This is a genomic window from Neorhizobium sp. BT27B (assembly GCF_050455485.1).
In the GTDB taxonomy this organism is placed as follows: domain Bacteria; phylum Pseudomonadota; class Alphaproteobacteria; order Rhizobiales; family Rhizobiaceae; genus Neorhizobium.
In genome coordinates this window covers 101,560-120,885 of the sequence record NZ_JBCIYT010000015.1, presented here as the reverse complement: position 1 = coordinate 120,885, position 19,326 = coordinate 101,560, and the positions used below count along the sequence as shown (strand labels likewise).

The window sequence follows — 19,326 nt, the reverse complement described above, 5'->3', positions numbered from 1 at the left end:
TTTGCGGCAAATCAAGGCATCAGTCAATTTAGTACACAATTTCTATATACTAAATTTCAATCATGAAATGAGAAAACAGTCCTCGTAGTTCGCGTTATCTGAAATATTTGTCCAATCGATATTGGGCTATTCCTTCCACGACGCAACAATCAACCAATCAACACTATCGTTTTTCCGAGCGGCGTCAGCGCTGATTGACGATCAAGGTCGACTGTTCGCCCGACGGCGACCTTGCCGCAATAACGTTCCTCTTCAGTATGTAAATAGTATATAATATTTGTAGCTTATTGCTCGTTCGGTCTCTTATTATCAACCCGTCACGGATGCCGGGCGCGCTTTCGTACGTCTGATCTGATTGCCTCGTGACGCCTCTCTAACCCAGCGATGACGTTGCCGGAACATTTCTCAACAGAGGTATCCCGGCTCGTGCGAGCGCTCTTGCCTGCGAGTTTCATGCATGACGATCTCAACGACCACACATAATAACACTATCCATCCGGCCATTCCCGACCTCATCAAAAGTTATCATCCCGAACTGACAGCTATCCGGCACGACCTGCACGCGCATCCTGAAATCGGGTTCGAAGAAGTCCGAACGTCCGGTATCGTCGCCGATAAACTTGCGTCCTGGGGTATCGAGGTCCATCGCAACATCGGCAAGACCGGTGTGGTCGGCAGGCTGCAAGGGCGGTTTCCCGGCAATCGGTCCATCGGCTTGCGCGCCGACATGGATGCACTGCCGATGCCGGAAGAAACCGGCTTGCCATTTGCTTCCGTTCATCCCGGCCGTTTTCACGGATGCGGCCATGATGTGCACACGACCATCCTTCTTGGCACCGCCCGTTATCTGGCTGAAACGCGCAATTTCGGCGGCACCGTCACCTTCATCTTCCAGCCGGCCGAAGAAGGTCTCGGCGGCGCCCGCGCCATGATCGCCGACGGATTGTTCGAGCGCTTTCCGGTGGACGAAATATACGGCCTGCACAATTCCACGCAGTCACCGCCGAACCACCTGCATGTCAGCGCCGGGTCCGTTCTGGCCGGAGCCGATTTCTTCGACGTGACATTCCGCGGCAAGGGCGCGCATGGAGCACATCCGGATGTGGCGCACGATCCGATCCCGGCTATCACCGAACTGGTGCAAGCTTTGCAGACCATTGTCAGCCGCAACGTCCCGCCGACGGAGCCAGCTGTGCTGTCCGTCACCCAGATCGCCGGCGGCTCCGCCTATAATGTCATTCCGGAAACGGCAAGCGTCGGAGGAACGATCCGTGCCTTCTCCGATGACGTGCGCAAACTCATCCGCAAACGCTTGACGACGATCGCGCAGAACATTGCGGCCGCCCATGATCTGACCGCCGACATCGATATCCGTGACATCTTTTCGGTCCTGACCAACCATGCGGATCACGTCGAAATCGTCGCAGACATCGGCCGCAAGGTTCTTGGCCAGGATCAGGTTTCCACTGCACCCAAACGCGCGATGGGCAGCGAGGATTTTGCCGATTTCCTGCAGCACGCGCCCGGCGCTTTCTTCACGCTTGGCCATACCGGCACTGTGCCTGCCCACAATCCGGGCTTCATCGTCGATGACGACATTCTTCCGGTCGGCGCAACGCTGTTTGCCCGTCTCGTGGAAAGCCGCCTGAAGGCAGCCTGACCAATTCTCTCCCGATCCATTCTACAGAGGTAACGACATGCGCTTTTCAAGACGACAGGCCTTGCAACTCTCGGCGGCTTTCGGTGCCAGCCTTCTTCCCCTCGGGCAGGCATCGGCGCAATCCGCCGCGACGCCAAAAACCGGCGGTGTGCTGACCACTATCGCTGTCGGCGAACCGACGACACTGGTGCCGTTGCTGGATTCCAACACGCGAACACGTGCCATTTCCACAAAAATCCTCGAGGGTCTCGTCAGTTTCGACGACACGTTCAAGCCGCGTCCGGTGCTGGCGGAATCCTGGACGATTTCGCAGGACGGACTGCGTTATACGTTCAACCTGCGCCGCGGCGTCAAATGGCATGACGGCAAGGATTTCACGTCCGCCGACGTCCGTTTCTCGCTGCTGGCTTTCAAAAAGGCCGGGCCACGCGGCCGCATCACTTTCCAGAACGTTACCGAGGTCGAAACACCGGATGCCAACACCGCAATTGTGGTCCTGTCGAAACCGACGCCATTCCTGTTGCGCGCGCTTACCGGTGGCGAAACGCCCATCCTTGCCGCCCATACCTATCCGACCGAGGATTTTGCTGCGAGCCGCAATGGCAACAACCCGATCGGAACAGGCCCGTTCAAATTCGAGGAATGGGCACGCGGCAGCCATGTGTCGCTCTCCCGCAATCCGGATTACTGGCAAAAGGGCCTGCCTCATCTCGACAGCGTCGTCGCGCGTTTCGTCGGGGACGCAGCGTCGGCCACCATCGCGATCGAAACCGGCGAAGCTCATCTGACGACGGACGCATCGCTGGTCGATGTCGAACGGCTGAAACAGAATCCACAGATCGCGGTGGATACCTATACGGATGCCTATCTCAACAACGCTCAGGTGTTCGAATTCAATCTCGAAAACCCCATCCTTGCCAAAGCCGAGGTGCGCCATGCCCTGGCGCATGCCATCGACCGACAATTCATCATCGATGCCATCTATTTCGGCACCGCCAAGGCGGCGGGCTCTACCATTCCGGCGGTGTTTACAAATTACAACGATGAAGCGCCATTCCAATACCCGTTCGACCAGAACAAGGCGGCCGAACTGCTGGACAAGGCGGGATATGAAAAGAAGGGCGACGGGTTCCGTTTCAGCCTGAAGCTTGCGTTCATGCCCGGAGACGCATTCCGTAAAACGGCAGAATATTTCCGCTCTGCCTTCGCCAAGGTCGGCGTGAAGGTGGAGGTTCTGGATGGCGATCTCGCCACCTATATCAAACGCGTCTACACCGAGCGCGGCTTCGACCTGAACCTCAACGGCATCAGCCGGCTGTTCGATCCAACGACCGGCGTTCAGCGCCTGTACTGGTCGGACGGCATCAAGAATATTGCGCCCTACGTTAACGCCGCGCATTACAACAACCCACTGGTGGATGATCTTTTCCGGGCCGCTGCGGTCGAGCAAGATGACGAAAAACGAGGTGAACTGTTCAAGAAAATCCAGTTGATCGCCGGCGCCGACCTGCCGAATTTTGCCGTGATCGCACTACCCACCGTCATAACCCGGTCGGCAGCCGCCAAAAATGTCGTGACAACCATCGACGTTGGATCGAGCGACTTTGCACAGGCGTGGCTCGATCAGTGACATCATGCAAAAAGGGCCGGTGAAAACCGGCCCTCCTCAAACGGTTACGGCGACAGCCGGTTAGAAAACCCGGCCTTCGAGCAGGTGGGTCGTCGTACCGTTCAAGAGATAATCGCCAACGACGCGGGCCTTGTGGTTCAGCGGATTATGGCTGAGCACGGTGCGGATATTGCGCCAGTGACGATCGAGGTTTCTGTGGCGCGCTGTCGCCGAACCACCACCCAACTCGAACAGCCGCTCTGCGCTACGCGGACCAAGTTGTCCGAGCAGAAGCTGCGTTCGGGCCGTCGCCATCGAACTTTCCAGCAACGACTCCTCGATTGCGGAGGAATTGCCGGCACCGAATGCCGCAACGGTGCGATCCAGTGCTGCTGCGGCGGCCGCGACGACGGCATCGATGGCAAAGGAATTGGCCGCGATCTCTCCGACGACCTGCTGCACGAACGGATCCTGATTGGCGGTTTCCGCGGCACTATGTGCAGCGGAGCGCGCCTGATTGCGTACATAATCGAGACCATCGGCAAGCACGTTTCGCACGGATCCGGCGGCGCTCGCTGCCAGATGCAACTGCCGCAAGGTGGAACAATGCCGCCCGACCTGGCCATCCAGCCCACGGTGGGCAAATTCGTGCGAAAACACCTCGACATTTTCCAGAAGCACGCCGCCGCTTGCCGTCAGCCGCTGCCCCATCCCGTCCCAGTCATCGAGAATGCGGATGCCGGCCCTATCCACAGGCAGCAGCGCCCTGACGATCTGCCCCTCCTCATCCAAAGCGCTGAAAGAGGCGAAGTCGGAAAAGGCGGTGCCTGTCGCATACCATTTGCGTCCATTGAGACGGTAACTTTCACCATCACGAACAATCGTCGTTGTCACCTCTCCCGGCCGAGCGGTATTCTGTTCCGTATGGGCGCCGCCAAACAGCCTGCCCGCCAGAATATGGTCGATTGCGCCGGAATCCCGCGCGTCTGGACCACTGAGGATGGTGTTTTCCACATAGTTGAAATGCGATCGCAGAGCATGAGCGACATTGGAATCTGCCGATCCGATCGCTGCGATCAGTTCGATATAGTCGGAAACCGTCCCGCCGGGCCCGCCGAGTGAGACCGGCACGCGCAACGCACCAAGCCCGAGTTCCCGGAACAGGTGAAAGGCTTCGAAAGGCAGTTCGCGATTAATCTCGCGCTCCACCGCGCCTTTTTTCACTTCCGCCACAAAAGCCGGAATACGGGCGATCAGTTCGGCGCGATCCGGCCGCTCTGCTTCAGTTTTCAATCTTATCAGGCTCAAATCTCTGCCCTCCCCGCAATATCAGTTGGTTTTTCATCATGCTGATCCTACGGTTCGAGATAGATGTCGGCGCCGTTGGACCACAGGTGCTCGACCCCGACCTTCAGGTTTTTCACCCGTTTGTCATAGACGGTGACCGATGCGGGCGTGACGATGTCGAGCGTCGGCAGATCCTTCACCACCAGCGTCTGGAATTCGTTGAACAGTTCGAGGCGCTTTTTCGGATCGATCTCGACGGCCGCCGTTTCCAGCAGACGGTCGACGTCCGGGTTTGAGTATTTCGAGCCGTTGGTGAAAGGCACGCCCGGCTTGAAGTTCTTCGACCAGTAAAGCCGCTGGATGCCGACGGTCGGATCGTAAAGATTGCTCATGCCTTCGATGGCAATATCGAAATCGCGGTCGGTGAAAATGCGTTTTACGAAGGTGGCGAAATCCTGCGTGCGCAGTTCCACCTTGATGCCTACTTTGGAGAGCGCCTGCGCAAAATATTCCGCGGTCTGCTTGGGCGGGCCGGACGGCTGGGTTGGATCGATGAACAGCTTGAAGCGGAAACCGTCGGCCCCACGGGCATAACCGGCCTCATCCAGAAGCGTGTTCGCCTTGGCCGGATCGAAAGCATATTTTGGTACGTCGGGATAATAGAATTTTGCCAGATCCGGGCTGACCGGACCATCCAGCCGTGTCGCATACCCGAGATAGATCGTATCGACGATAAAATCCTTGTCGATGGCATGCGCGATCGCATGGCGGACGCGGATGTCCGCGAGATACTTGTTTTCGAGGTTGAACTCGGCACGGGCAATGCTCGGCGAATAGGGCGCCGGTGCCGTATCGACGACGAGATTGGGGTTTGCCTTCAACCGTTCCAGATCGGTGAGTGGCAGGTTGGCGGTCGAGACCTGAACCTCGCCCGCCTCAATGGCGGCAACGGCGGCCGCAGGATCGATGATGAAGCGGAAGATGATCTGGTCGAGATGCGGTTTTGGTGCGCCCCAATAGTCTTCATTGCGCTCGAACAGCGCGTGGCTGCCGCGCACCCATTCGACAAATTTGTAAGGGCCGGTGCCGACCGGCGCGACATTGTGCGGGTTCTCGGCGATCTTGGTGCCTTCATAGAGATGTTTTGGCACGATCGGGGATTCGAAACTTGCGAAGGCCGAAAGCAGATAGGGGGCCGGCTTCGACAGGATCAGTTCTACCTCGTGTAGCCCCAGAACATTGGCCTTCTGTACCGAGGCGAAGGTAGCGCGGCCGCGTGGATGGTTTTCCTTCAGCGCGATGATCGAGAAAGCGACGTCTTCGGCGGTGAAATCCTTGCCGTCATGCCAGCGCACCCCTTGGCGCAGCTTGAACCAGTAACGCAACCCGTCTTCGCTGACCTTCCATTCCGTGGCGAGCAGCGGTTTCGGATTGAAATCAGCGTCATAGGTAAGAAGGCTCTCGGTCGATTTGCTGCTGATGTAATAAGCAGCCCCCGCGCTATGCGCGATGAGCACCAGAACCGGTGGCTCCGTGCCAATATTGATGGCGACGCTACCGCCGCGCGGGGTTTCCTCTGCGGCAAACGGCGTGGACGGCAGCGATGTGGCCGCCACCAGTGCGGCAGAAGACAACAGGAACGCGCGTCGTGTGGGCGAAAGCGCCCGGGTGGCATAGGTGGTCATCGATATCCCCCTGCAGGCTCGTCAGCGAGCCGCGTGTTTGATCTGCCGCTTTCCCAAAGCCGGCTTGCCTCCAAGATGCCGGCCCGGCACGTGGCCGGACCAACAAAGTCTGTTCAATGAAGCCGTGGCTCAGGCGACGCGCTGCGTGCGGGAAAGCGGAATAATTTCCGCCGACGCCGCCACTGAACGTGGCACCCTGCCCTCGACCGGATGACCCGGATCGGTAAAGCCCGGCGTCGAAGGATGGCCGGTCGCCACCAGCCGGTCGACAAGCGCCTCGTCTTCCGCATCAATCCCGATGTTGAGCGCGCGCAGATAACCGTCCCACTGTTCTTCGGTGCGCGGGCCGCCGATGGCAGACGTGATAAGGCGGTTGTTCAGCACCCAGGCGAGTGCGAAATAGGCAGGCGCAATGCCCTTGGCCTCCGCATGGGCGGCAATCTGCTTGGCGATCGCAATCGACTCCTCGCGGAATTCGACGTCGTGCATGCGCTTGTCACCACGGCCGGCGCGGGTGTCGGCAGACGGAGCTTCGCCGACATTGTACTTGCCGGTCAGCACGCCGCGTGCCAGCGGGCTGTAGGAAACAACACCCAGACCGTAGGCTGCCGCTGCCGGCAGCTGTTCGGCTTCTGCCGTGCGGTTGACGATATTGTAGAGCGGCTGGCTGGCAACCGGCCGATCGATGCCGAACTGGTCGGCCAGATGGGCGACCTCGGCAATGCGCCATCCGCGGAAGTTCGAGACGCCAAAGTAGCGCAGCTTGCCTTCCTTGATGAGGTCGGCAATAGCCCGCACCGCCTCATCGAGCGGCGCATCGAACACGGCGCGATGGAAATACAGGATATCGATATAATCCGTATCGAGATTGCGCAGCGAGTTTTCGACGGTCTGGTAGATCCACTTGCGCGAATAGCCGCCGTTGTTCGGCCGCTGGGCGCGGGAATTGACGAATTTCGTAGCCACCACCCAGTCGTCACGGTTCTTCTTGATGCCGCGACCAACCACCTGTTCGGATTTTCCGTCGTGATAGACGTCGGCGGTATCGATGAAATTGATGCCCTGTTCGTGTGCCTTGTCGATGATGCGGAAGGCGACATCGTCGGGCGTCTGGTTTCCGAACATCATCGCGCCCAGTGTCAGCGGTGACACCTTGAGGGCGCTGCGGCCCAGATAACGGTATTCGACCATGGTCTTTCTCTCCTTGGACTTTCAGTTGATGCGGTCGGCAAAATGGCAGGCCACGTCATGGCCCTGCGCGATCCTGCGAAATTCGGGTTCTTCGGCGCGACAGAGATCCGTCGCGATCGGACAGCGGGTATGAAAACGGCAACCAGATGGGATGTCGCTGGGGCTCGGCAGATCGCCGCCGAGCGGTGCGGCCTGACGCGGACGCGATGGATCGGGCACGGCATCCATCAGCGCACGCGTATAGGGGTGGCGGGCGTCGGACCACAGCGTCGCATTGTCAGCGCTTTCGACGATCCGGCCTAGATACATGACCATGACCCGGTCGGCAAAATACCGGACGACGGACAAGTCGTGGCTGATGAACAGGTAGGAAAGGCCGAACTCCTTCTTCATCGCCACCAGAAGATTGAGGATCTGCGCCTGGATGGAGAGGTCGAGCGCAGACACTGGTTCGTCGCAGACGATCAGTTCGGGATTGAGCAGCAGCGCGCGGGCAATGCCGATGCGCTGGCGCTGCCCGCCGGAAAACTCGTGCGGATACCGATTGACGGCATCGGCCGGCAGGCCGACCTTGGCGACGATCTCGGCAATGGTCTCTCGGCGTTTCTTGCGGTCGCCGACCTTGTGGACGACAAGCGGCGCCTCAAGAATTTCGCCGATCGTCTGGCGCGGATTGAGGGATGCGAACGGATCCTGAAAGATCATCTGCACCGAACGGCGCACGCGCTGCATCTGCCGGGGGCCAAGGGTGGTGATATCCTCGGCGCCGAATTCGATGCGGCCGGAGGTCGGATCGACCAGCCGCAGCAACGTCTTGCCGAGGGTGGATTTTCCGCATCCGCTTTCACCGACCAGTCCGACCGTTTCGCCACGTTCTACGACAAGATCGACGCCATCGACGGCACGCAGCAGGCCATCCGCGGTCTTATAGTGGGTTTTGAGGTCAGTGACTGACAAGAGCGGCATGGGGTACGGCCTTTACGGGCAAGGTGAAGGGGCAGGCAACGAGGCGATCGGGAGCGGGAACGGTCAGCGGCGGAACCTGATAACCGCAGGCAGCCCGCGCCTGCGGACATCGCGGCCGGAAGGGACAGCCCTTCTCCCCGGTCGCAGAAACGATCGACCCCGGAATTTCGGTGAGCGCGCCATCGCGATAATGGAAATCGCTTTTCAGGCGCGGCGATGCGGCTAGAAGACCTTGCGTATAGGGGTGCAAAGGCGCGTTGAAGAGATCGTCGGGCAGCGCCTGCTCGACCTTGCGGCCGGCATACATGACGACGACCTTGTCGGCCCATTGCGACACGACACCGAGATCATGGGTGATCAGCACGACGGCCATCTGCAACTCGCGCCGCAGCGTGTCGAGAAGATCGAGAACCTGCGCCTGAATGGTGACATCGAGCGCCGTAGTCGGTTCGTCGGCAATCAGCAGCTTTGGCTTGCAGGCCACCGCGATGGCGATCATCACGCGTTGGCGCATGCCGCCCGACAATTGATGCGGATATTCATCGACACGTTTTTCCGCCGCCGGAATACGCACGAGTTTCAACAGATCGATGGCGCGCTGACGCGCCTGCCGGCTGGAAATCTTCTCGTGAACCTTCAGCACTTCGGCAATCTGCTTGCCGATGGTCATGACCGGGTTGAGACTTGTCATCGGCTCCTGAAAGATCATCGCTATATCGCGGCCGCGGCGATGGCGCATTTCCCGGCGATCGAGACGCACGAGATCGGTTCCGTTGAACAATATCTGACCAGTCGGCGTAGTAGCCGAGCGCGGCAAAAGCTGCATCAGGGCAAGTGCGGTCAGCGATTTCCCCGACCCGGATTCGCCGACAATTGCCAGCGTCTGCCCCTGTTCGACCTCGAAGGAGAGGTTATGCACAGGCGTCGCGCGCGGAAAGGCGATAGTGAGGTTTTTGACCGTGAGAAGCGGCGCCATGGCTATCGATCCTGAGAAAAGCGGGGATTGAGAGCATCGTTCAGGCCGTCACCGATAAGGTTGAGGGCAAGAACGGTAAAGACGATGGCAAGGCCCGGCAGCGCTGTCAGATACCAGGCGGTGCGCACCAGTTCACGGCCGGTGCCGATCATCGAACCCCAGCTGACGACATTGGGATCGCCAAGCCCCATGAAGGACAGCGCCGATTCCATCAGGATCGCGCCCGCAACCATGACCGAAGAGGTGACGATGATCGGTGGAAGCGCGTTGGGCAGGATCTCGCGACAGATGATGCGGGCATGGCCGAAACCGAGGCTGCGGGCGGCGACCACGAAATCCTTTTCGCGAATGGCGCGGAACTCTGCACGCGTGAGCCGTGCAACCGTCGGCCAGGAGATAATCGCGATGGCCAGTGTGACGGTGGTGGCTGACGGCTGGGCGATCGCTACCAGCACGACCAGCAGCACGAAATTCGGCAGGGTCTGAAAGATCTCGATGATGCGGACCAGAACGTCATCGACCCAGCCGCCGAAATAGCCTGCAAGTGCGCCGATCAGCACCCCGAATGTCAGCCCCAGCGCGGTCGCCGCAAGTCCGACGAACAGTGAAATGCGCGAGCCGTGCAGAATGCCTGCCATGACATCACGGCCGAGGGAATCGGTTCCGAGCGGATAGTCCGGGTTCTGGCCCGGCCAGAGAAACGGTCTGGCGACCATGGAGAGCGGATCGTCCGGATAGATGAATGGCGCCAGGAATGCGATGGCGACGACCAAGGCCAGAAAGGCGCTGCCGACCAGAGCATTCGGGTTGGATAGAAACACTTTCAGTGCACGCCGGCCGTTGGTGACGGAAACCGTGGCATTGGCCTGGGCGCGTGCATCCGGCGCCTTCATGTTGGACCAGGCATCCTTTTCCGCCGTTGGCGGCCCTACCTTGCTGTCGGTTGCCGCCGCCTTTTGCGCGGCGACGCGGCCAAAAACCTCGATATCGGTGGTGGACATCAATGCGCTCCAATCCGGGGGTCGAGCCAGGCGTGCAGAAGGTCCACGACGGCATTTGCGAAAATGACGAGAAGGGAGGAGAGAAGCAGGATGCCGAGCAGGACGGTAAAATCGCGCCCCATCACCGCTTCGAAGGCAAGCCGGCCAAGCCCCGGCCAGCTATAAACCGTCTCGACGACGACAGCCCCGCCGAGAATGCCGCCGATATGCATGCCGGCCATGGTGGTGATCGGGATCAGCGCATTGCGCAGGATGTGTCGCGCCGTCACGCCGAAGGTCGTCAGCCCCTTGGCGTAGGCGGTGCGCACGAAATCCTGGTTTTTCACTTCCAGCATGGCGGCACGCGTCAGCCGCGCATAAATCGCCACATAAAACAGCGCCAGCGAGGTTGCCGGCAGCACCATGTAGCGTGCCTTGTCGATCAGGGCGGGAAAACCGATTAAACGCGAGCCGATCGTGCCGGACCCGCCGCTTGGCAGCCAGCCGAGCTTCACCGAAAACAGCACGATCAGCATCAGGCCGATCCAGAAGCTCGGGATCGAATAGAACAGCAGAGAAAACACGGACAGAAGTCGATCGGGAATACGACCGGCAAAGGCTGCCATGACCGAACCGAGTATGACGCCGAGGATGATGGCGATGCCGAGCGCCACGACCATCAGGGTCAAGGTGCCCGGCAGGCGCTGGCCGATCAGTTCGGCGACCGGCATGCCGTAACGCGGTGAAAAGCCGAGGCTGAAATGGGCGAGATTGTTGAGATAATCGCCCAGCTGCACGAGAACCGGATTATCCAACCCGAAGCGCGAGCGAATGGCCGCCATGCTTTCTTCGGTTGCCGATCCCGCCTCCCCGGCCAGCACGTCGGCGGCATCGCCCGGCGCAAGCTGGAGGAGAAAAAAGTTCAGAATAACGATTCCGAGAATGGTCGGGATGGCCTGCAGCAATGTTCGTCGCAGGGTGCGCCCTATTCGCAAGAGTGCCGGCATGAACTCCGCCTGTCTGGATTGGAACGATCGGGGCGAATGGTGTCGATCAATCGCACTGTGATTTTGATAGTTGACTAAATCTATAGGCTTTGTCAAACATCAATTAGCAAACAAAACTCACGAATGAACGTTTTTAGAAATGAACGTTTCAAAATTTCTTCTTTTCTGCCGATAATGAGCACTGGATACTCAAAATGCCGAAGAACAAGGCAAGTTTCATTGCGCAGGGCAGGCCCGCCGCGAAATGCAATTCCGCCATATCCATTCCCGGGAGAATTCAATGACGCCTGAACGAAACGCCATTTCCGAGATCTGGTACACCCGCTGTCCGGTGCCGACGCCGGTGGGTCTGGCGACCCAGTTGGGCCTGCTGCAGGGTGCTTTCGCCAGGCAGGGCGTCACGCTGAATTCCATTATCGACAGCAAGGACCGCGCCGTCCGCTCCAGCCATTTCGATCATCATCTGGCTTATTCCTTCCGCCATGGCGGCAATGTTCCGCCAATTCGCGCCCGCTCCGAAGGCAACCCGACACGGCTGGTCGGCATTACCTGGACGGACGAGTTTCAGGCGATCATCACCCTGCCAGGTTCCGGCATACGCACCACGCGCGATCTCGTCGGCCGCCGTTTCGGCATTGCCAGACGACCGCCCGGCATTGTCGATTTCATGGCGGCCACCGCCCTCAAGGGACTGGTTTCGGCGCTCTCGCTCGAGGGACTGTCACACAAGGATGTCGAGATCGTCGATATCCCGCTTGCCGATTCCGTTCTCGATGGCCGCGAAGGGCCGCAGCTTTACGGACTGCGCAACCGGCTGGCATACGGCCCGGAGATCGCTGCCCTTCTCAAGGGCGAGGTCGATGCGATCTATGTGAAGGGCACGCCCGGCATCAACGTCGCCAATCTTTTCGCCACCCACACGGTCAGCGAATTCGGCTTTCATCCCGATCCGAAAATCAGGATCAATTCCGGCTCCCCACGCATCCTGACGGTGGACGAACGGCTGGCGGAAGACCGGCCGGATCTGGTCGCGACGCTGATTGAGACGTTGCACGAGGCGGGACGCTGGGCGGAAGAACACCCTGACGAGGTGCGCCGTTTCGTGGCCCGCGAAGTCGGCGCTTCCGAAGAGGTTGTCGCGGCGGCGAATGGCCCGGACCTGCACCGCCATCTCGGCATCGGACTGGAACCTGAATTGATCGAGGCTATCGGTCACTACAAGGATTTTCTGTTCGAATGGGGCTTTCTGGCCAGTGATTTCGATGTGGATCAGTGGGTCGATCGCCGCGCCTGGGTACGCATCGATACCGCCCGCCGTGGCGTGAGGACCGGGTCATGACTGCTTCTCTCCATCATTCCGAGGAACGGGCCTCTGCCGTGCAGAAGGCCGCCGCGCTCGGCCGAACGTTTGCCGAAACTGCTGGCGCACACGACCGCTCGGGCGACTTTCCCTTCGCCAATTTTGACGCGCTGCATGCGGTGGGCCTTCTTGGCCTCGTCACGGCGCCGGAGCATGGCGGGCTTGGCGGCGGGTTGACGGACGCACTCGGCGTGATCTCGGCAATCGCCCGTGGTGATCCGTCAACCGCGCTGGTTCTTTCCATGCACTACAATCAGCATTACGCCATTCGCGCATCCGGCAGCTGGCCGGAGCACCTCGTCAAGCGCGTCACGCAGGCCAACCGTGAGGGTGTCGCGCTTCTGAACGCCGCGCAGGTCGAGCCGCGCGTAGGGTCGCCATCGCATGGAGCACCGCCCGAAACGGTGGCCCGCAAGGTTGGCAATGAATGGCAGATCAGCGGCCACAAGAATTATGCGACCGGCATACCCTTGCTGCGCTGGGTGTCGGTTCTTGCGGTCACTGATGAAGCCGAACCGCGGCTCGGCTCGTTTCTCGTGCCAACCGATGCCGCCGGCATCACCGTCGAAAAGACCTGGAACGCCACCGGCATGCGCGCCACCGGCAGCGATGACATCATCCTGAAGGACGTTGCCGTGCCGCTGGAAGACGTCATCGATCTTGCCCCGGCAAGCGAAGGTCTGAAGCGGGATCCGAAGCTTGGCGCCTGGTATTTCACGCTGGTTCCGGCCGTCTATGACGGTGCGGCAAGAGCTGCGCGCGATTGGCTGCTGGATTTCGTCACCAGTCGCGTGCCGGCGAGCCTCGGGGCACCGCTTGCCACCGTGCCGCGCATTCTCGATGGTCTTGGCCAGATCGAGGTGCTGCTCGCCACCAACCAGCGGCTGCTCCGCTCGATTGCCGAGGATTTCGATGCCGACCGGCCGTTCGGACCCGATGCGGCAGTCGTCAAACATATCGTTATCGAAAACGCCGTGACGGTGACGATGCTGGCACTCGATCTCGGCGGCAATCCCGGCATCAGCCGCGACAATCCGCTCGAGCGCCACCATCGCGACGCGCTGGCGGGACGCGTGCATGCACCGCAGAACAACCTGTTGCGCACCATGCTAGCCCGTCAGGCGGTGGCGCAGCTTGGTGCTGCTGCAAGTGTGCCGCACCCTCGCAAGAATGAGGAAGCCCCTCGCCTTACCGTCGTCAAAGCCAGCTAGGAGGCCCGCATGCCCACCGCGCCCACATCCATCTGGTACACGCGCTGCCCCGCCCCGACACCCTTGTCGATTGCCTATCAGCTCGGCTGGATCGACCAACGGTTTGCCGCCTCCGGCATCGAGGTGGCGTCGATCCGAGACAATCCTGACCCTGCCGTGCGCCAAAGCCATTTCACCCACGCGCTCGATTTTTCGTTTCGTCAGGGCGGCAATATCCCGCCCATCTGGGCGCGCGCCGGAGGCCGCGAGACACGGGTTGTCGGCATTACCACGACCGATGAATTCCAGGCTGTCATCACCTTTCCGGGCACCGGCATCAAAACCGCAAGCGATCTCAAGGGACGCCGCATCGGGGTGCCTCGCGATTCCGAGGCTGTGATCGACTTTCAGCGCGCGACAGCATTAAAGGGCATTGTTTCCGCGCTGTCTCTGGCCGATCTTTCCGCCAGCGATGTGGACCTGCACTATCTCGATACGACGCAAACCAGCCTGCTTGGAGAGCGCGGCCAATCATCCCTGCACGGACTGAAACGGCGTTACCCCTATGGGCGCGAACTGCTGGCGCTGGCAGCCGGCGAGATTAACGCGTTTTTCGTGAAGGGTGCGGAGGGCCTCGTGCTGGCCAACCAGATCGGTGCCGTGATCGTGTCCGAATTCGGCTTCCATCCCGACGCCAGAATCCGCATCAACAATGGAACACCGAGACCACTGACGGTCGACGCCCGGTTTCTTGACGAGCATTTCGATCTCGTGGTGGCGCTCGTCTCGACTGTCGGCAGGGTTGCTGACTGGGCAGAAGCCAATCCGGGCGATACGGTTCGCTTCATCGCCAATGAGATCGGCGTCGGTGAGGATGCGATCCGGGCCGCCAACGGGCCGGACGTGCACCGCAACCTGAAGCTCGCGCTCGAAGAAGAGCAGATCACCGCCTTCGCACATTTCCAGCGTTTTCTACGCGAGTGGGGCTTTATCGCCCAGGAATTCGACGTGTCGGGCTGGATTGATGTCCGCCCCCTTGAGGCGGTGGCCGGCAGGTCGGCAGCATGACGGCGGCACCCATTCTTGTGACCGGCGCCACCGGCAGGCTGGGCAGGCTGATCGTCGAAAGGTTATTGGCTCGCGGCCAGCCAGTGCGGGTTTACGCGCGACGGCCCGAAGTCGCTAAAGCGCTTTTCGGTCAGCGGGTGCAAATGGCGGCCGGTGCATTCGAAAACACGGACGCGCTCGAGAAGGCGCTTTGCGGCGTCGAACACTTGCTGCTTCTGTCGCCGATCAGCGCAGAGCTGGCCAGCCAGCAGATTGCCGTGGCAGACCGTGCCGTCGCTGCCGGTGTCAAACGGATCGTGAAAATTTCGGGATCCAACTGGACAATCGGCACCGGTGGACGTTCCATCTCGGGCGACGCCCATGCGGCCATCGAAACCCATCTGCAAAGCCTTGCCATCCCGTCGGTGTCGCTTCGTCCGAATGCCTGGATGCAGGTGTCGCTCGCCAACACGATCCGGCGTGTTCTGGCGCATCAGCCGATCCTGGCTGCCAATGCGGATGCCGGTATCGGCTATATCGATGCGCGCGACATCGCCGATCTTGCTGCGCAGCAACTCTCGGCCGAAACCGTGTCAGGACCGGTGCTTGATCTCAGCGGTCCAGCCAGCGTGACACCACATCGGATCGCCGCTCTCCTGTCCGAAAGGATCGGCCGGCCAGTGCCGATCACGCCGCCTCCAGCGTTTTCTGCGTCTTCCGATTTCGAACATCGCGCCATCGGCGAATTCGCGGCACTCATCGCAGAAGGCCGGGCCGCCTACACTACCCCGACCATATCCGATCTTCTGGGCCACTCCCCGCGCAGCGTCGAAAACTTCATCTCGGAAACAGTTACCGACGCCGCCCTTGCGGAAGGATAGGCCGCTTAACACTGCTGCCGCCAGAAAACGGTGCCGGCAATCGATCTTCAATAAGGACATGACCAACGATGACTGCTGCCGCACGCACGCTCAATCTCAATGTCGGGATCAACACGACCGGCTATCTGGCGAATGCCTGGAAATATCGCCGCGGCGATCGCCACGACATCAACGATCCAGACTATTATCTGCGGCTGACCAAGCTTGCCCATCGCGGCCTGTTCGACGCGGTGTTTTTCTCCGACCATCCGGCGCTGATGACCGATCCGAACAGCCGACCGTTCCACACGATCGATCCGCTCATCCTCTGTACAGCACTGGCGGCGCAGGTACCCGATATCGGTTTTGTCGCCACCATGTCCTCCACCTATAATTCGCCGTTCAATCTGGCGCGGCGCACCCAGTCGACCGACATCATTTCCGGCGGTCGCCTGATCGTGAACATCGTCTCGTCATTCAACCCGAACGTGGCGGCAAATTTCGGCTCCGACCCGCTGCCGCCGCGCAGCGAACGGTATGCAAAGGCCTCCGAATTTCTCGATGTTGCCAAGAAACTGTGGGCAAGCTGGGACCCGGCCCGCGAAGGGGATGTGCCGGATGACCGTTTCTGGGATCCGACGGCCGCCCACACGATCGACCATGTCGGCGACTTCTTTACCGTCAAGGGCCCGCTCAACACGCCGCGTGGCCCGCAAGGGCATCCGGTGATTGCGCAGGCCGGAGCCTCCGAAGGCGGCATCAACCTCGCCGCCCGACATGGTGAGATCATCTATTGCAACATTCTCTCGCGCGGGGCGGGGCAGGCGTTTGGCAAGAAGGTGAAGGACCGTGCTGTCGCGCTCGGCCGCGATCCGGCCGGCATTCGCATCGTGCCGGGCCTCGTCACCATTCTCGGAGAGACCCGCCAAGAGGCGCTGCGCAAGCACGAACTGTTCAGCGGCGCCGGCTCGGAAGATGGTCTGATTGCCCGTTTCATCAAGGAACACGGGATCGACCCGGACGGGTTCGACCCGGACGCGGTGCTTGACGCCGAACGTTTCATTCCTGATCCGAACCGCTTGCAGGCTGTCGGCATGGGGCTTGGCCTGTCCGATCTTCTGTCCCACGAAAAACTGACGGCGCGGCAGGCGGTGCGGCGGGCAGAAGGCAATCACCGGCTTCTTCTCGGCACACCGGAAGAGGTGGCTGACGGCATAATAGACCTGTGGGCCGATGGCACGGTCGATGGCTACACGCTGCAGCCGCCGCGCGCGCCTGACGACATCGAGGAATTCGTCGAAAAGGTCGTGCCGATCCTGCAGGATCGCGGCGTCTACCGCACGTATTACGAAGCCGGAACCGTGCGCGAACGCTACGGCCTGCCCTTTCCCATCGCCCACTGAGAAATCCTGAAAACGAAAGGCCCCGGGATGGTTTCCCATCCGGGGCCTTTTTCAACTGTGCGGTCCGCCTCGCAACAGCTGTGGTTTGAAAGCAGAGGGCGACTCAGGCCACTTCGCTGCTTGGCCCATACGGGCTGATGATTTTTCGATAACCGACAGCAACAGGCCTTTTGCCCGATACCGCAAACTCGCCGACCACACGGTCGTGATAGATGCGCGGATTGTGCGAGCTGATGGTGCGGGCGTTGCGCCAGTGCCGGTCCAGTGCCTGCGCACGTTTTGCGGCCGAGGCACCCAGCGCATCGAACAGCACCGTCGTTGCCTCCAGTATCAGTTTCGAAACGACCGTCACCGACTGACTGGTTTCGATCTCGACCACAAGATGCACATTGTTTTCGAGCGGATCGACACCCTCGAGATTGGCCTCATAGGAGCGTTGCAGCGCTTCGGCAACATTGATGACGATGGCACCGGCCGCATAGGCCGGACCGCGTACCCGGCCGACCACTTCCAGCACTTGGGGATCTTCGGCGCTGGTCTTGCCGTTTCCGCGCGGATAACTGCGCGAACGGGATGCCACATGGCGTGCAAGCTCGTCTGCAGCCGCCCGGCCAATGCCGGCAAGGCTTGCCAGATGCACCAGCTGGAAGAAGGACGGCGTATAGGGAAAGCGGCCATAATCCGGCTTGACGTGAAACTCTTCCAGCCGCACTGCCTTGAAACGCGCCGTGCCGCTGCCACTCAGCGCCTGTCCAAAGCCGTCCCAGTCATCGAGGATCTCGACGCCTTCCGCTTTGGTCGGCACAAGCGCCGCGATCGGGCCACCGGTCACATCGACGGCGGCGAGATTGATCCAGTCCGCATAGATCGAACCCGTCGTATAGAATTTTTCGCCGTCCAGCTTGTACCCCTTGCCATCCCGCACGATGCGCGTCGCATAATCGCCCGGACCCGAGCCACCGAGTTCGGAAAAACCGCTGCCGATCATCTCGCCACGCCCGACACGCCCCAGCCATTCGCGACGCCAGTCGTTGTCGGGTGCGTTGAGCAGATCCTCGGTAAAGCCCTGATGGCTGCGGAAGATGTTAGTGATGTTGGGATCGGCGGCCGAGAGTTCGATCAAAAGACCGAACAGTTCTGGCAGCGTCACACCGCTGCCGCCGTAGTCTTGCGGCACGCGCAAAGTGCCAAAACCGGCATCCCGCAGCAGGCGCACCTCTTCGTAAGGCAAACGCCGCTGTTGGTCACGGTCGATGGCGCCTGCGGCGATCTGGTCGAAGATGGGGCGAAATCGCGCCGCGATCTCCTCATAGCGGGCCGTAGGCGCCCTGCCCCATGCCTGATCGGTTTTTGTCATGGAAAATCCTCCAATGGTGTTGTCGGAAACAGCCGGCTCAGGAGACCCCGAGCCAGCCGAGCAATTGTGTGCGCAGGGCGTCGAAATCCGCGCCGCCGGCGGTGCGGGGCCGTGGCAGGTTGATGATCGCCTCATGGGCGATCGTGCCATCGCGCATCACCAGGATGCGATCGGCGAGCAGCAGCGCTTCTTCCACATCGTGGGTTACAAGCAGCACGGCCTGGCGATGTTTTTGCCAGAGGGCGGCCACCAGCGCCTGTGCCTTGAGACGCGTCAGCGCGTCGAGCGCGCCAAAGGGTTCATCGAGCAGAAGAAGGTCGGGATTGCGCACCAGAGCACGCGCCAGCGAGGCCCGTTGCGCCTCGCCGCCGGACAGATCCTTTGGCCAGGCATCGCCACGATGCGACAAGCCAACCTCGGCAAGCGCCGCCTCGGCGCCTTTCCGGCCGGTCTTCAAACCGGCGACAACATTGCTCCAGACGCGTTTCCACGGAAACAGTCGCGGCGACTGGAAGGCGACACCGCGTCGCGGCGAGACGAAGACGTCGCCTTCGATCTCCTCATCAAGGCTGGCGAGAATGCGCAAAAGCGTGCTCTTGCCGCAGCCGCTGGCCCCGAGAAGAACGACGAACTCGCCGCGCCGGATATCCAGATCGAGTTTCTCGATGACCGTGCGTCCGGCAAAGCTGCGTTTCAGGCCGCGCACGCGCACCGCCGGTGCGGCCAGATCGTTGGGATGGATCGTCAT

General features: G+C 60.6%; 16 protein-coding genes. 7 read left to right on the top strand and 9 right to left on the bottom strand.

Going from position 1 to position 19,326, the window contains the following annotated elements; translation table 11 throughout:
- Positions 1 to 457: 457 nt before the first annotated feature.
- Positions 458 to 1,660, top strand: coding sequence for a M20 aminoacylase family protein (locus tag AAIH70_RS27565; RefSeq protein ID WP_430037074.1), 1,203 nt, complete (start codon positions 458 to 460; stop codon positions 1,658 to 1,660).
- Between the two features lie 37 nt (positions 1,661 to 1,697).
- Positions 1,698 to 3,290: an ABC transporter substrate-binding protein gene (locus AAIH70_RS27560; RefSeq protein WP_430037072.1), complete on the top strand. Its 1,593-nt coding sequence runs from the start codon at positions 1,698 to 1,700 to the stop codon at positions 3,288 to 3,290.
- Between the two features lie 60 nt (positions 3,291 to 3,350).
- On the opposite strand, the gene AAIH70_RS27555 is transcribed toward AAIH70_RS27560, so the two are convergent.
- The 7 genes from AAIH70_RS27555 to AAIH70_RS27525 form a co-directional block, all read right to left on the bottom strand.
- Positions 3,351 to 4,571, bottom strand: coding sequence for an acyl-CoA dehydrogenase family protein (locus AAIH70_RS27555; RefSeq protein ID WP_430037137.1), 1,221 nt, complete (start codon positions 4,569 to 4,571; stop codon positions 3,351 to 3,353).
- Between the two features lie 53 nt (positions 4,572 to 4,624).
- A complete protein-coding gene (locus AAIH70_RS27550; RefSeq protein WP_430037069.1) occupies positions 4,625 to 6,241 on the bottom strand; it encodes an ABC transporter substrate-binding protein in 1,617 nt (538 codons plus the stop codon).
- A 129-nt stretch (positions 6,242 to 6,370) separates the two neighbouring features.
- On the bottom strand, positions 6,371 to 7,432 hold the full coding sequence (locus AAIH70_RS27545) for an aldo/keto reductase (protein ID WP_430037066.1): 1,062 nt from the start codon (positions 7,430 to 7,432) through the stop codon (positions 6,371 to 6,373).
- Between the two features lie 21 nt (positions 7,433 to 7,453).
- On the bottom strand, positions 7,454 to 8,398 hold the full coding sequence (locus tag AAIH70_RS27540) for an ABC transporter ATP-binding protein (protein ID WP_430037063.1): 945 nt from the start codon (positions 8,396 to 8,398) through the stop codon (positions 7,454 to 7,456).
- Entirely contained in the window at positions 8,376 to 9,374 is a 999-nt protein-coding gene (locus AAIH70_RS27535) for an ABC transporter ATP-binding protein (RefSeq protein ID WP_430037060.1), read from the bottom strand. Before AAIH70_RS27535 ends, AAIH70_RS27540 begins: the two co-directional genes overlap by 23 nt.
- Before the next feature lie 2 nt (positions 9,375 to 9,376).
- A complete protein-coding gene (locus AAIH70_RS27530) occupies positions 9,377 to 10,375 on the bottom strand; it encodes an ABC transporter permease (RefSeq protein ID WP_430037057.1) in 999 nt (332 codons plus the stop codon).
- Positions 10,375 to 11,361 carry an ABC transporter permease gene (locus AAIH70_RS27525; protein WP_430037053.1) on the bottom strand — a complete coding sequence of 329 codons (987 nt, stop codon included), beginning with the start codon at positions 11,359 to 11,361 and terminating at the stop codon, positions 10,375 to 10,377. Before AAIH70_RS27525 ends, AAIH70_RS27530 begins: the two co-directional genes overlap by 1 nt.
- Before the next feature lie 280 nt (positions 11,362 to 11,641).
- On the opposite strand from AAIH70_RS27525, the gene AAIH70_RS27520 reads away from it, so the two are divergent.
- The 5 genes from AAIH70_RS27520 (at position 11,642) to AAIH70_RS27500 (ending at position 17,221) form a co-directional block, all read left to right on the top strand.
- Positions 11,642 to 12,700 (top strand): ABC transporter substrate-binding protein, encoded by a 1,059-nt coding sequence (locus AAIH70_RS27520; protein WP_430037050.1) that lies wholly within the window; start codon positions 11,642 to 11,644, stop codon positions 12,698 to 12,700.
- Complete coding sequence (locus AAIH70_RS27515) at positions 12,697 to 13,932, top strand: acyl-CoA dehydrogenase family protein (RefSeq protein ID WP_430037047.1); 1,236 nt, start codon at positions 12,697 to 12,699, stop codon at positions 13,930 to 13,932. The genes AAIH70_RS27520 and AAIH70_RS27515 overlap by 4 nt, the downstream gene beginning before the upstream one ends.
- 9 nt (positions 13,933 to 13,941) lie before the next feature.
- The gene (locus AAIH70_RS27510) at positions 13,942 to 14,979 is read left to right on the top strand and encodes an ABC transporter substrate-binding protein (RefSeq protein WP_430037044.1); all 1,038 of its coding nucleotides are present in this window, start codon (positions 13,942 to 13,944) and stop codon (positions 14,977 to 14,979) included.
- Entirely contained in the window at positions 14,976 to 15,839 is an 864-nt protein-coding gene (locus tag AAIH70_RS27505) for an NmrA family NAD(P)-binding protein (protein ID WP_430037041.1), read from the top strand. Before AAIH70_RS27510 ends, AAIH70_RS27505 begins: the two co-directional genes overlap by 4 nt.
- Before the next feature lie 68 nt (positions 15,840 to 15,907).
- Positions 15,908 to 17,221: an NtaA/DmoA family FMN-dependent monooxygenase gene (locus AAIH70_RS27500; RefSeq protein WP_430037039.1), complete on the top strand. Its 1,314-nt coding sequence runs from the start codon at positions 15,908 to 15,910 to the stop codon at positions 17,219 to 17,221.
- 103 nt (positions 17,222 to 17,324) lie between these two features.
- Here the strand turns inward: AAIH70_RS27500 and AAIH70_RS27495 are convergent, their stop codons facing one another.
- Positions 17,325 to 18,578, bottom strand: a complete 1,254-nt coding sequence (locus AAIH70_RS27495; RefSeq protein WP_430037036.1) for an acyl-CoA dehydrogenase family protein — start codon at positions 18,576 to 18,578, stop codon at positions 17,325 to 17,327.
- A 37-nt stretch (positions 18,579 to 18,615) separates the two neighbouring features.
- A complete protein-coding gene (locus AAIH70_RS27490; protein WP_430037034.1) occupies positions 18,616 to 19,326 on the bottom strand; it encodes an ABC transporter ATP-binding protein in 711 nt (236 codons plus the stop codon).